The following is a 12,119-nucleotide window of genomic DNA, read 5'->3' as shown; positions in this document are numbered from 1 at the left end:
GCCCGATTCAGGTCAGCCCGACTCAGGTCAGGCGTTCGAGTTCGTCAATATTGGCCAGCGCCTGGTCTCTGTGGCTGCCGCAGATATCGGCGTCGTAGTCGAAGCGCTCGCACACCGCCGGACGCTCGGGTCGGCCGAACAGGCGGCACAGGTTGTCGTCGTCGAGCTGCACGCAGCGGATGCCGGCGGGCTTGCCCGCCGGCATGCCGGGAATCGGTGAGCTGATCGACGGCGCAATGCAGCAGGCGCCGCAGCCGGGGCGGCAGCCCTGTTCGCCGGTCGCTGTGCGGGTCTCGTGCGGCGAGGAGGAGGCGATCAGTTCGCTCATGACGTTGGTTGGCTCATTGCATTCTTCAAATGCACTTGGTTGTCTCGGTGGTCGGTCTCTCTTGCCGATCTCGAGATGCTATCGAGAAGTTATCGAGAAGTTATCGAGAAGTTATCGAGATCGTTCGCCGGGGCTTCTTGCCGTGGCGCCCTTGTCGACGCCTTCATAGGCGCGCACCGCGGTGTCCTCACCGGTGTCCCGGGCGACGGTCGCCGCCAGCCACTGGGCGATGCGTTCCACCGTGGTGGCGCCGGGCAGGACGTGACAGCGCTCGCGGGGCAGGCGCAGGTGAAACAGGCCCTGCGGTGAGCGGTAGCCGCACTGCAGCATGTCGCCCTGGTGCTGTTCCAGGTCGTGTTCGTCCACCAGGTAGGTATCGTCGAGCCAGCGGGCGTAGCGGCGCTCGAGCTCCGGCTGTCGCACGCCGCGCTGAACGATTTCCAGCCGCGAGCGGTGGCCGTGGGCGATACGCTGGCAGTTGCCGGCGTGGCGACGAAGGCCATGGCTGTAGGTGTAGGCGGCGCCATCGATGGACTCATCGGCGAGGTGCAGTTCGATGCTGGATACCCGCTCGGGCGGTTGGCGCATCAACTGGCGTGACAGGTGCTCGGCCATGGCCTCGGGGGTAATTCTGCGCCAGGGTAGCAGGGTAAAGGCCTGGCGGGGTCCGCGCACCTCCATGGCATAGGGCGTCGTGGTGCGTACGCAGATGCCTTCGCGACATTCGCTGACGCTAACGCCAGGGGCTTCGGTAGGCACCAGCAGGGTGTGATCGGCGCCACCGTCGAGACGTGCCTTGATCCAGGGTTTGACCTCGCCGAAGTCGAACAGCATGCCGTCTTCACCGATCTCTCCATCGAGTTCGACGTCGACCAGCCAGCTTGCGCCGATCAGTCCACGATCGGGACACCACAGCGACACGTCGAGATGTGTCAGTCGTCGTACAAAGAGTGCCATCAGTCGATTCCCGCGATCTTGTGGGTCTGCAGCGACAGCCGCCAGCGTGGATGCGCCATGCAGTGCGCTACCGTGGCGGAGAGCGGCTCCTTGCGAGCGTCGCTGGCCATCAGCCCGGAGGTGTCCATCGGCTGCAGTAGAAAATGGTCGAAGTCCAGGCCCTCGAAACGCTCCGGCGGGGCGTCGGTCTGGGGATGGACGAGCTTCAGCTCGTCACCGCGGGTCTGCACCAGCGGCGCATTGCCCTTGGGGCTGACACATAGCCAGTCAATGCCGTCCGGCGCAGCCAGAGTACCGTTGGTCTCAACGCCAATCTCGAAGCCGGCAGCGTGCACCGCGTCGATCAAGGCGGCATCCAGCTGCAGCAGGGGCTCGCCACCGGTGAATACGACGTAGGGCGTGACACCCTCGTGGGGGTGTGGCCACAAGCGGGTGATGTGCTCGGCCAGGGCCTCGGCGGTGGCAAAGCGTCCGCCGTTCTGACCATCGGTGCCGACGAAGTCGGTGTCACAGAAGCGACACTGGGCGCTCGCGCGGTCCTGCTCACGGCCCGACCAGAGATTGCACCCGGCAAAGCGACAGAAGACGCTGGCGCGGCCGGCCTGTACGCCTTCTCCCTGAAGGGTATAGAAGGCTTCCTTGACGCTATACATCCTGGTGTGCTCCGCCCTGGTCTGCCTGTGCAATCGCCGGCTCGTGGCGGGTATTGGCGGCGTAGGCCAACGGATCCTCGACACCCTGGTCGGCGAAGGCGGCGAGCCGCTCCAGACAGCTGCCGCAGCGGCCACAGGCCAGGCGCCGGCCCTCGTAACAGGTCCAGGTGTCGCGGTAGTTCAGTCCCATGGACAGTCCGTCGGCCAGGATCTCGCTCTTGCTGGACCGCAGATAGGGTGCGTGGATCTCTACCGGCGAGAAATTGGCGATGGCGGCCACCGCATTCATCTGCTCGACAAACTCGGGACGACAATCCGGATAGAGCACGTGGTCACCGCCGTGGGCGCCGTAATCGACGCGACTGGCGCCGATATTCACCGCCTTGGCGATGGCCAGCGACAGTAGCACCATGTTGCGATTGGGGACCACGGTGGCGGCGAGGTTGTCTTCGGCGTAGTCACCACCAGGGATCTTGCGATTGGCGTCGGTCAGCGCGGAGTTGTCGATCAGGCCATGGATGGCGGTGATGTCGACGACCTGATGAGGGATCTTCAACTCCTGACAGACATGGCGGGCCACCTCGAGTTCGCGGGCGTGGCGCTGGCCATAGTCGAATGACAGGGCGTGAACTTCGAGGCCTTCGTGCAAGGCGCGATGAAGTACGGTGAAAGAGTCCATGCCACCGGAGTAGATCACCACGGTGGAGCGGGAAGTCGTGCTCATGAAGGGGGTCTCGATTCGGAGAATTTGGGGTGGCGACAAGGATCGCCAGCGGCCGGGGTCCGGTCCGGCGCGACAAGGGTAACGAAAGCCGGACGGCAACACCAGTGCGGCGTTGATGCCGGCGACTTGCTCCTTGTCAACGTGCATTGCTCGCGGTTGTGGCAGGCTGCGCGGTTTACTGCTGTCTGCCCGGTTTAACCCCGGCCCAAGCCCGGACCAAGCCCGGACCACGAGAGAGACGCCTGGATGAATGCCCCTGAACTACTGTCACCGGCCGGCACCTACCGGCATATGCGCTTCGCCTTCGCCTATGGCGCCGATGCGGTCTACGCCGGTCAGCCGCGCTACTCACTGCGTGTGCGCAACAATGACTTCGGCCTCGACAACCTGACTCGAGGCATCGCTGAGGCCCAGGCGCGTGGCAAGCGCTTCTACGTGGCCTCCAATATCGCTCCGCACAACGCCAAGCTCAGGACCTACCTGAAGGACATGGCACCGATCGTCGAGGCGGGGCCGGATGCGCTGATCATGTCCGACCCTGGCTTGATCATGATGGTGCGTGAGCATTGGCCTGACCAGGTGATCCATCTGTCGGTGCAGGCCAACGTGGTCAATCACGCGGCGGCTCGCTTCTGGCAGTCCCAGGGGATCTCCCGGGTGATCCTGTCGCGTGAGCTGTCGCTTGAGGAAATCGCCGAGATCCGTGCCGAGTGCCCGACCCTGGAGATCGAGACCTTCGTTCACGGTGCCCTGTGCATCGCCTATTCCGGACGCTGTCTGCTGTCGGGCTACTTCAACCGGCGCGACCCCAATCAGGGCACCTGTACCAACGCCTGTCGCTGGAACTACCGGACCCACCCGGCCGGCACTGACGCCTGTGGCGATCTGATCCCGGCGCAGGACGTGGCACAGGGCCGGGAGGAGAACTCGGCGCTGATCGAGGACCCACAGCGGCCAGGCGAACTGATGCCGGTGTTTGAGGACGAGCACGGCAGCTACATCATGAATTCCAAGGACCTGCGCGCCGTTCAGCACGTGGCGAGGCTCGCCGAGATGGGGGTCAGTTCGCTGAAGATCGAAGGGCGGACCAAGTCCCCCTACTATGTAGCACGCACCGCCCAGGTCTATCGTCGTGCCATCGACGACGCCGTGGCCGGGCGCCCCTTCGACATGGGGCTGATGGATGAGCTCGAAAACCTGGCCAATCGGGGGTATACCGAAGGCTTCTACCGACGCCACGTCCACGACGAGTATCAGAATTACGAGCGTGGGCACTCGGTGGGCGTCCACCAGCAGTTCGTCGGCCAGGTAGTGGGGCAGTCGCGGCCAGATTGGCTGGATATCGAGGTCAAGAACCACTTCAAGGTCGGCGATTGCCTCGAGCTGATGCTGCCCTCCGGCAACCGTCCCTTCACCCTCGAGGCGATGGAGGCGGGCAACGGCAGCGCGCTGAAGGTAGCGCCTGGGGATGGTCACCGGGTAAGGCTCAAGCTGCCGGGGGAGGCGCTGTCGCCTGATGAATTCGAGTTCGCGCTGTTGTTGCGGGACCTGCCGTCAGCCTGATGATAGGCACGGCTTTACAAGGGCCTGGGGAACCGGGATGCTAGGCTCCGTAGCAGCCTTACCTTGGAGCATCCCTCAGGCAAGGAGTCGGTCTGGCCATGCCCACCATCGAACACAGCGCCACGCTTCCCGCGCCTCCCGAGCGCGTCTTCGCCCTGCTCGAAAAGGTCGAGGATTTCGCCGACTATTCGGATCTGATCACCGAGATCGAGCCGCTCGGGGACGATCGCTATCGCTGGCATGTCCACGCGGTCGGCATGGACTGGACCTTCGAGGTGCAGGTAACCGAGAAGTCGCCACCCAGCCGACTGGCCTGGGAGTCGATCGACGGTGTGCGCAATCAGGGCCGCTATGAACTCGAAGCGGTCGATGAAGGTACCGCGGTCAGCCTGATCGTCGACTACCAGATCCGCAATCGGCTGGTCGCCAAGGCGGTCAATCGCGCGGCTCGCCCGCTGGTCGCCAAGGTCAGCGCCCAGATCCTGGAGCGGGTCGAGGCGCGTCTCTAGCGAGTACCTTGACGTCTACTGACATCGGCGCCTGGCGTAGATCCTGTTCTGATCAGGTGCTGCTTCAGGGTGTTTCCCCGGCGCGCTCCTGCAGTTGTTCAGCTTGACTGATACGGGCACGGCCGGCTTGCTTGGCCTGGTACATCTGCAGGTCCGCCTTTTCCACCAGCGACGCTGCGTCGATGCTGTCCATGCCGGGCTGCCATTGGGCGATGCCGATAGAGGCGCTGACGTAAAGGGGGCGCTGGTCAACCTGGGCCATGGGCTGCTCGGAAAGCCACTGCTGTAGCCGCTGTGCGACCCTCAGAGCTCCTGGCTCCGGCGTGTTCCGTAGGGCGATGACGAACTCCTCTCCGCCGTAGCGGGCCGCCAGGTCCGACTCACGGATGGCGTCACGCAGGGTAGCGGCGACATTGACCAGCACGATGTCGCCGAGTCGGTGGCCGTAGCGGTCGTTGAGCGGCTTGAAGTGATCCAGATCGAGAAACAGCACCGACAGCGGCTTGTCTCGGGCATGGGCGTCCTCGAGCATCTCCTCGAGGCGCCGTTCCAGCGCGGCGCGATTGGCAAGACCGGTGAGGGCATCGGTGCTGGCGCGCAGGTCGAGTGCCTCGTTGTCGCGTTGGAGCGAAATCAGCTGGTCCTCGCGGTGGTGCAACCGCTCGGCCAGGCTCATGGTCAGCCCATGCAGGCGCTGCTTGCCGGCGACCAGCAGGCGTTCGATATCCTCATCTGCCGACAGCGTGGTGGCGAGAAAATCCGGCAAGGTCTCAAGGCGACTCGCGAGTTCATCGACAAGACGTGCCTGGGCATTGCCGTCCATGTTCATGCGTTGCTGAAAGCGATGAAGCACGGCGGGGATGGCGTCGCTGTCGTCGTCCAGACAGCATCCGGCGAGTTCGTCGGCGAGCTCCAGGCAAATGCCGTCGAGCCATTCGTGGTGACGCTGGCCTTCCGGATCGACGGGGCGCTGAAGGAACAGGTTGGTGGGCAGCTGCCAGCGCCGTGCCAGCCAGCTCGACGCCTGGTCGCGGTCGCAGCCAAGATGCCGGTGTTCCAGAGCCAGGCGCTGTTCGCGGGTGGCGGCCTGGGCGGTCAGCTCAAAGTAGTTCGGGTCCAATGCGTACAGCAGTAGTACCCCGACCTCGCGTAGCAGGGCGCGCGTCGACAGCTCGCCCGGCTGGCGGGGATTTACCACCTTGGCGATGGCCGGAATCAAGTGCGCGGCTGCGAGGGTACGTCGCCAATAGTCGGCCAGGGGGCCGCGGGTCGCGTCGCGCACCAGGGTGAAACCCAGCAGCGCGGTGAGGGTGCCATCGATACCGAGGCGTGTCACCGCATGCTCGCAGCAGATGACGGGATCGCAGCCGCGGCGATAGTAGGGGCTGTTGGCCAGCCGCAGCAGTTGCAGGCACAGGGCCGGGTCACGGGACAGCAGGGTCGCGAAGTCGGTCAGCGGCGCGTCGTTATTGCTCGCCAGTACCAGCAGCTCGGACACCACGGCAGGCAGAGAGGGAAGACGCGTGGCGGGCTCGAGCCGCGCTTCGATATCAGGGGGAAGGCAGGTCACGTCGAAAAGGCCATCGATTGTCGTTGTGTGGTTGGTGTCAGGGCCGATCCATCGGCCTGATAGTGGCGCGAGCCGCTGATGTCGGCGGCTCGCTTGGGCTATGTCCGAAAAGTCGGCGAGCGATGGTTAGACAAGGCGAAAAGCGGTGAGAAAGTGCCGTTTAGGGGGTGTGAATGAGCACTTTAACCGGGCTGGCGCCCAAGCCGATTTTTAACGCCGTATTACCGAGCGCAGACACTTTTCGCACAAGCCCTTTTCGCACAAGCCCTAGGGTTTGCGCAGTGAAGCGTCCAGATGATCGACTACCTCGGCCCAGTCGGCATCGGCCTCGATGGCTTCGCGCAGAAATTCCGACTGTCCCTCGTTCCAGCAGGCCGCATCGGGCAGTTCGACCCCCTCCGGAATCGGCGAGTTGCGATCGATGAATCGTTTGATGGCTTCCGGCTCGGATGCCAGGCCCAGCTGTTCAAACAACTCGCTGAAAGGATGATCCGGGTGTTCCATGAGCAACTCCTTGTCATGACGGGGACTCCCTAACCTTACTCCATCATGGCCCCTTGAGTGTCAATAGAGCATAAAATTGCTCTGTGACCTGTGTGATGTCAACCTCGTTCTCCGACCAGCGGGGTTCGAAACAGCCGACGTCTCTGTTCCAGCGAGAGGGGCAGCGACAGCAGATGCACCAGTTTGGTATAGGCCGACTCAGGGGTCATGTCGTCGCCGGATACCACCTCGGCGTCGGCCAGCATCTTGCCGGCAGCGTAGTGTCCGATGTCGATGGTGCCGTGTGGGCATTGGCTGATCGCGACCAGTAGCTTACCCTGGCCGCTTGCCTCTGCCAGCACGGCGCCAAGCTCGGGGTCGTCAGGTACATTGCCGCCGCCCCACACCTCGATCAGGGCGCCCTTGACGCGGTCGTCACCCAGCCATGCCGCAAGCTGCCAGGGTTGAATGCCCGGCCACAGAACCACCCGCACCACCTGCTCCCCCAGCCCATGATAGTCGCCGAGCTCGTAGCGGGGTGCGCCGCGCTGCGTAGCCTCGAGGCTGCGCTCGCGATGCAGCCGGAAGTCGTTGCAGTGGCGCTTCCCCAGCAGGTCAAGGTTGGGGCTTTCGAAGGCATCCGGCTCGCGAGTGTGCCACTTGCGAGCCCGGCTGCCCCGCAGCAGCTTGTCGCCAAAGCTCACCGCCACTTCCTGCAATTCAGGCATGGCGGCGTAGCGCAGCGCGCTCTCGAGATTGTACAGGGCGTCACTGTGCTGCTGGGCCAGCGGCGCCATGGAGCCGGTCACCACCACCGGGCGATCGATGCCCTGAAGCTGGTAGGCAAGGCTCGAGGCGGTCCAGGCCAGGGTGTCGGTGCCGTGCAGCACGACCACGCCGCGATGGCGATTGGCCTGCTCGGCGACAAGCGCGGCCAGCCGGGCCCAGTCCTCGGGACGGGCGCCGCTGGAGTCGATGGGTTGGTCGACCTCGATCCAGGTAAAGGGTGGCAGGGCGGTCCGGCGATCGTCGGGTAGTGTGGCCAGGGCGTCGCGCACCCGGGCTTCCATGTCGGGGCCGGGGGCGAGGCCTGAGGGGGTCTCGATCATGCCGATGGTGCCGCCGGCGTAGATCACCAGCACCGGGGCCAGGGGTGAGTGGGTCATGGGTGGGCTTCCTGCACAAGGAGTGAAGACACGAGTGACAGTATCAGCGTGAGGCTCGGCGAGGCGCGCAGCGGGTGATGACGTTATCGTCGGCGTCGAAGCAGAGCTGACGCTGACGACCGGCGAACCAGGCGAAGCTGGCGGCGGCGGCGGCGATCCCCATCAACAGCCAGGCGATGGCGGTGATCGGTGCCTGCAGGTCAAGCATGATGCCGACGCTCAAGGGGCCCAGGGCGGCCAGGGCATAGCCGCCACCCTGGGCCAGTCCGGACAGGCGGCCGGCCAGACGCGAATCTGCGCTGCGCAGCACGATCAGGGTCAGTGCCAGGGAGAAGTTGCCGCCCTGGCCGAGTCCCAGCAGCAGTGCGCCGAGGTAGCGCAGGGAGGTGTCGGCCATCAGCAGGATCCACAGGCCACTGGCGGTGCTGGCGAGGACCAGCAGCAGGGCCGGGCGCTGATCGCGACCGAAGCGGGCCAGCCAGGGAGCCAGTAGCGCAGAAATCAGCTGGACCATCACCGACATGCCCATCAACAGGCCGGCCTCTGCCTCGCCGATACCGCGCTGCATCAACAGCGTCGGCAGCCAGCCGAAGACGATGTAGGCCAGCGACGATTGGGTGCCCATCAATAGCGCCACCTGCCAGGCCAGGGGTTGTCGCAGCAGGCCACGGGTCAAGCCGGTGCCGGGGTCACCCGCCATCCGCGGGGTAGCGGCGGTGCGCGGCATGTAAAGCTCCCAGGCGATCAGCGCCGCCATGGCCAGCAGCGACCAGGCCGCCAGACTGCGTGTCCAGCCACCCAGCAGGTCGCTCAGGGGAATCGCCAGACCGGCACCCAGGGCGCCACCCAGACACAGGGCCATGGTGTAGACCCCGGTCATCAGGTCGGCGCCCCGGGGCAGCTCGCGCTTGACCAGCGCCGGTAGCAGGGCGCCCGACACACCGATACCGGCACCCACCAGCAGGGTGCCGGCGTAGAGCGCGAGGGGGCTCCCCTGCCAGCGCAGCAGCAGACCGCTGGTGATGACCACCAGACCCAGCGACAAGGCGCGTTCCGGGCCGTACTGGCGCGACAGGCGGGGCGCCAGCGGAGCGAACAGCCCCAGGCACAGCACCGGCAGGGTGGTCAGGGCGCCGATGGCGCTGGGGGACAGGCCGGTATCCTGCTGCACACGGGCGAGCAGCGGGGCAAGCGAAGAGAGTGCCGGTCTCAGGTTGAGGCCGACCAGTACCATCAGCACCAGAAAGCGCCAGGGCAGGGACGAGACCTTCATCGGGGGCTCCAGCGGGTGGACCACCGCAGCGGGGAAGGCGCGCCGCCGGAGGCGCAGGCCCCGCGGACGGCGGCCGATACGGTTATTTCAGGAAGCGACGCAGATCGCCACGCACCTGATCATTGAAGGTCAGGAACTGGCTGTGGCGATCGCCGTCGACGCCATCGATGCGCACGGCGGTGGCCATGCCCTTGTCGACCAGCAGCTGGTCGTAGATCTCCAGGGTGATCTTTTCGACCGGGGTGTCGCCGGGGGCGCACTGGCCATTCTCCAGGCGGAAGGTCTCGAGCAGGCTGGCGCGTACGCGAGTGGCACCGCCTTCGGCCAGCACGCGACGCACGAACATCCAGCCTTCGCAGGTCAGCGCCACGCCGTCATGGTCGCGCAGGTAGAGGGTGCGATAGCAGGCCCCCTGCTCGGCGCCTTTCTCTGCCATGCTGCGGTAGGCCTCGGTCATGCGTGCGGCACTGACCCGCGCCTCGTCGATCTTGGTCTGGGCGCCGCGATGCTCGTTATCGAGTTGCGCCTGCTTCTGGAAGGCCCGGAAGCGGCGATATTCCTTGATCAGTTCTGGAGATGCCATATCGCTGTCCTGCTGAGATGGAAGGGGGCGGCAAGCCGCCCCCTGGATTGCTCTTGTCCAGCCGCTCGGGGCTATGCCTGAGCCGACGCTCGGGGCTATGCCTGCACCGACGCTCGGGGCTATGCCTGAGCCGATGCTCGAGCTTATGCCTGTCCCTGGCGGTTGCCCTGGCCGGAGCGCCTGCGCCTGCGACGTGCAGGCTGCTCGCCATTGCCGTTGCGGGCATTACCGCCGCCACCGGCACCGCCACCGTCACCACGTCGTCCGTTGCCGCGCTGGGAGCTATTGTTGCCACCCTGGCTGCGGCGCTGACCACCACCGCGCTTGTTGCGGCCGTTCTCGATGGGCTCCGGCTTGGCGTTGGGGTCGGGCTCGAAGCCCGGTTCGATGCGCTTCTCGAGGTCACGCTTGATCATGCGCTCGATGTTTTTCAAAAGGCCATGTTCATCGACGCACACCAGCGAGATGGCTTGGCCTTCGTTGCCGGCACGGCCGGTACGACCGATGCGGTGGACGTAGTCCTCGGCGACGTTGGGCAGCTCGAAGTTGACCACGTGGGGCAGTTCGTCGATGTCGAGACCACGGGCGGCGATGTCGGTGGCCACCAGAACCTGCAGCTCGCCGGCCTTGAACGCCGCCAGGGCGCGGGTACGGGCTGACTGGCTCTTGTTGCCGTGGATCGCCATGGCGGAGATGTCGCGCTTGTCGAGGTGCTCGGCCAGGCGGTTGGCGCCGTGCTTGGTGCGGGTGAACACCAGCACCTGGAACCAGCGCTGGCTGGTGATCAGGTGTGACAGCAGCTCGCGCTTGCGCTCTCGGTCCACTCGGTAGACGGCCTGGTCGACTGTCTCGGCGGTGGTATTGCGGCGTGCGACCTCGATCATCTCCGGGCGGTCGAGCAGCTTGTCGGCCAGCGCCTGGATCTCGCTGGAGAAGGTCGCCGAGAACAGCAGGTTCTGACGCTTCTCGGGCAACAGCTTCAGCACACGGCGGATGTCGTGGATAAAGCCCATGTCGAGCATGCGGTCGGCTTCGTCGAGCACCAGGATCTCGACGCTCGACAGATCCACGTGGCCTTGCTGGTGCAGGTCGAGCAGGCGGCCAGGCGTTGCCACCAGCACATCGAGACCGGGCCGCAGGGCGTCGATCTGGGGTTGCTGGCCGACGCCACCGAAGATTACGTGGTGACGCAGTGACAGGTGCTGACCGTAGTCGCGCACGCTCTCGCCGACCTGGGCGGCGAGTTCACGGGTGGGCGTGAGTACCAGGGCACGGACCTGGCGCTTGGAGGGGCGAGGACCATCGGCCAGGCGCTGCAGCATCGGCAGGGTAAAGCCCGCTGTCTTGCCGGTGCCGGTCTGGGCACTGGCCAGCAGGTCGCCACCCTTGAGTACCGCGGGGATGGCCTGACGCTGAATCGGAGTCGGGGTGTCATAGCCTTGCGCCGTGACGGCGCGAAGCAATTCGGCACGCAGGCCGAGATCGGAAAAACTCATGCAAACTCCAGCACGCACGCACTCGCTGGACGCCACCGTTCTGATGGCGTCGGTCCCGGACAAGGCGTGGGGAAAAATTCGGTGACCGCTCTAGCGGGGGACCCCCGTCACCGTTGCGGGCATGATGCCAGATTTGCCGGCCCGGCGCATCGGCGGGGGTGAAAAGAAGTCGGGCCGGCAGAACCTTGATGAGGGGCGGGGAGGCGTTGTCGAGACGCTCAGGGGGCGACACGGACCCGGGCGGCGATATCATCGGCCACCTGATCCCAGGTGCGCCCCAGCGCTCGTACCAGTGCCGAATAGCCGTCGCTGTCCAGCGACTCGGTGGCCTCGAAGCTGTCGCTGTCCACCACCTTGCGCTGGCCGTCACGCAACAGCCACTGACCAGAAGCCACGGCGTAGCCGTCGTAGTGGCCCTGGAAGCGGTCGACGCTCAATTCCAGGGTCAGGGCGTTGCCGCTGTCGCCGGACAGCAGCACCCGACGTCCAGGCAGTCTGGCCTCCAGGCGGTCGCGCAGGCCGCGTTCGAGTTGCTGTGCCAGCGGTGCCGCCCATTGGTGGGACTTGGCCTCGTTCAGCGAGATGTCGTCGAGTTGAAGGACGATGCCTTCGGCCTCGAGGTAGTTGGCGAGCCTGGGTGTGGACACCAGCAAGGGCGTTTCGTCGGCGCTGGGGACCCGGGCATCGCTGCTTCCTGCATCCGAGGGCAGCACGTAGTGGTTCATGGGGGCGGTGCCGCTGGCGCAGCCGCCCAGCCACAGCGCCAGCAGGGGAACACACAGGCGATGTATCGGCCTCATGGAGAACTCCTTTC

At 65.5% G+C, this 12,119-nt stretch carries 13 protein-coding genes; 2 read left to right on the top strand and 11 right to left on the bottom strand.

Going from position 1 to position 12,119, the window contains the following annotated elements:
- Positions 1-22: 22 nt before the first annotated feature.
- The 4 genes from NFI08_RS18590 to queC form a co-directional block, all read right to left on the bottom strand.
- Positions 23-328 carry a YkgJ family cysteine cluster protein gene (locus tag NFI08_RS18590; RefSeq protein ID WP_349591207.1) on the bottom strand — a complete coding sequence of 102 codons (306 nt, stop codon included), beginning with the start codon at positions 326-328 and terminating at the stop codon, positions 23-25.
- 111 nt (positions 329-439) lie between these two features.
- On the bottom strand, positions 440-1,285 hold the full coding sequence (locus tag NFI08_RS18585; protein WP_108447831.1) for a 6-carboxytetrahydropterin synthase: 846 nt from the start codon (positions 1,283-1,285) through the stop codon (positions 440-442).
- Positions 1,285-1,938 (bottom strand): 7-carboxy-7-deazaguanine synthase, encoded by a 654-nt coding sequence (gene queE / locus NFI08_RS18580; protein ID WP_108447832.1) that lies wholly within the window; start codon positions 1,936-1,938, stop codon positions 1,285-1,287. Before queE ends, NFI08_RS18585 begins: the two co-directional genes overlap by 1 nt.
- Complete coding sequence (gene queC / locus NFI08_RS18575) at positions 1,931-2,662, bottom strand: 7-cyano-7-deazaguanine synthase QueC (protein WP_108447833.1); 732 nt, start codon at positions 2,660-2,662, stop codon at positions 1,931-1,933. Before queC ends, queE begins: the two co-directional genes overlap by 8 nt.
- A 246-nt stretch (positions 2,663-2,908) precedes the next feature.
- Here queC and trhP point away from each other — a divergent pair, with 246 nt between their 5' ends.
- Complete coding sequence (gene trhP, locus NFI08_RS18570; RefSeq protein WP_349591206.1) at positions 2,909-4,225, top strand: prephenate-dependent tRNA uridine(34) hydroxylase TrhP; 1,317 nt, start codon at positions 2,909-2,911, stop codon at positions 4,223-4,225.
- A gap of 98 nt (positions 4,226-4,323) precedes the next feature.
- Entirely contained in the window at positions 4,324-4,734 is a 411-nt protein-coding gene (locus NFI08_RS18565) for an SRPBCC family protein (protein WP_045990888.1), read from the top strand.
- Between the two features lie 64 nt (positions 4,735-4,798).
- Here the strand turns inward: NFI08_RS18565 and NFI08_RS18560 are convergent, their stop codons facing one another.
- From NFI08_RS18560 to NFI08_RS18530, 7 genes are all read right to left on the bottom strand, one after another.
- A complete protein-coding gene (locus tag NFI08_RS18560) occupies positions 4,799-6,304 on the bottom strand; it encodes a GGDEF domain-containing protein (protein WP_349591205.1) in 1,506 nt (501 codons plus the stop codon).
- Positions 6,305-6,571: 267 nt separating this feature from the next.
- A complete protein-coding gene (locus NFI08_RS18555; RefSeq protein ID WP_045994332.1) occupies positions 6,572-6,808 on the bottom strand; it encodes a DUF2789 domain-containing protein in 237 nt (78 codons plus the stop codon).
- Between the two features lie 98 nt (positions 6,809-6,906).
- Complete coding sequence (locus tag NFI08_RS18550; RefSeq protein ID WP_349591204.1) at positions 6,907-7,953, bottom strand: asparaginase; 1,047 nt, start codon at positions 7,951-7,953, stop codon at positions 6,907-6,909.
- Between the two features lie 43 nt (positions 7,954-7,996).
- Positions 7,997-9,226, bottom strand: a complete 1,230-nt coding sequence (locus NFI08_RS18545; protein WP_349591203.1) for an MFS transporter — start codon at positions 9,224-9,226, stop codon at positions 7,997-7,999.
- 82 nt (positions 9,227-9,308) lie between these two features.
- Positions 9,309-9,809 carry a hypothetical protein gene (locus NFI08_RS18540; protein ID WP_045994329.1) on the bottom strand — a complete coding sequence of 167 codons (501 nt, stop codon included), beginning with the start codon at positions 9,807-9,809 and terminating at the stop codon, positions 9,309-9,311.
- 143 nt (positions 9,810-9,952) lie between these two features.
- Positions 9,953-11,305, bottom strand: a complete 1,353-nt coding sequence (locus tag NFI08_RS18535; protein ID WP_108447837.1) for a DEAD/DEAH box helicase — start codon at positions 11,303-11,305, stop codon at positions 9,953-9,955.
- Positions 11,306-11,523: 218 nt separating this feature from the next.
- Positions 11,524-12,105, bottom strand: coding sequence for a PqiC family protein (locus NFI08_RS18530; protein WP_045994327.1), 582 nt, complete (start codon positions 12,103-12,105; stop codon positions 11,524-11,526).
- Positions 12,106-12,119 lie beyond the last annotated feature (14 nt).

The organism is Halomonas sp. EF61, assembly GCF_040147045.1.
GTDB classification, from domain to species: domain Bacteria; phylum Pseudomonadota; class Gammaproteobacteria; order Pseudomonadales; family Halomonadaceae; genus Halomonas; species Halomonas litopenaei.
The sequence above is the reverse complement of the archived record's forward strand: the minus strand, read 5'-3'. Positions and strand labels throughout refer to the sequence as shown.

Bases quoted from the DNA above. Each gene is read 5' to 3' on its own strand.
- NFI08_RS18590 (WP_349591207.1), bottom strand. From the start codon at position 328: ATGAGCGAACTGATCGCCTCCTCCTCGCCGCACGAGACCCGCACAGCG.
- NFI08_RS18585 (WP_108447831.1), bottom strand. From the start codon at position 1,285: ATGGCACTCTTTGTACGACGACTGACACATCTCGACGTGTCGCTGTGG.
- queE (WP_108447832.1), bottom strand. From the start codon at position 1,938: ATGTATAGCGTCAAGGAAGCCTTCTATACCCTTCAGGGAGAAGGCGTA.
- queC (WP_108447833.1), bottom strand. From the start codon at position 2,662: ATGAGCACGACTTCCCGCTCCACCGTGGTGATCTACTCCGGTGGCATG.
- trhP (WP_349591206.1), top strand. From the start codon at position 2,909: ATGAATGCCCCTGAACTACTGTCACCGGCCGGCACCTACCGGCATATG.
- NFI08_RS18565 (WP_045990888.1), top strand. From the start codon at position 4,324: ATGCCCACCATCGAACACAGCGCCACGCTTCCCGCGCCTCCCGAGCGC.
- NFI08_RS18555 (WP_045994332.1), bottom strand. From the start codon at position 6,808: ATGGAACACCCGGATCATCCTTTCAGCGAGTTGTTTGAACAGCTGGGC.
- NFI08_RS18550 (WP_349591204.1), bottom strand. From the start codon at position 7,953: ATGACCCACTCACCCCTGGCCCCGGTGCTGGTGATCTACGCCGGCGGC.
- NFI08_RS18545 (WP_349591203.1), bottom strand. From the start codon at position 9,226: ATGAAGGTCTCGTCCCTGCCCTGGCGCTTTCTGGTGCTGATGGTACTG.
- NFI08_RS18540 (WP_045994329.1), bottom strand. From the start codon at position 9,809: ATGGCATCTCCAGAACTGATCAAGGAATATCGCCGCTTCCGGGCCTTC.
- NFI08_RS18535 (WP_108447837.1), bottom strand. From the start codon at position 11,305: ATGAGTTTTTCCGATCTCGGCCTGCGTGCCGAATTGCTTCGCGCCGTC.
- NFI08_RS18530 (WP_045994327.1), bottom strand. From the start codon at position 12,105: ATGAGGCCGATACATCGCCTGTGTGTTCCCCTGCTGGCGCTGTGGCTG.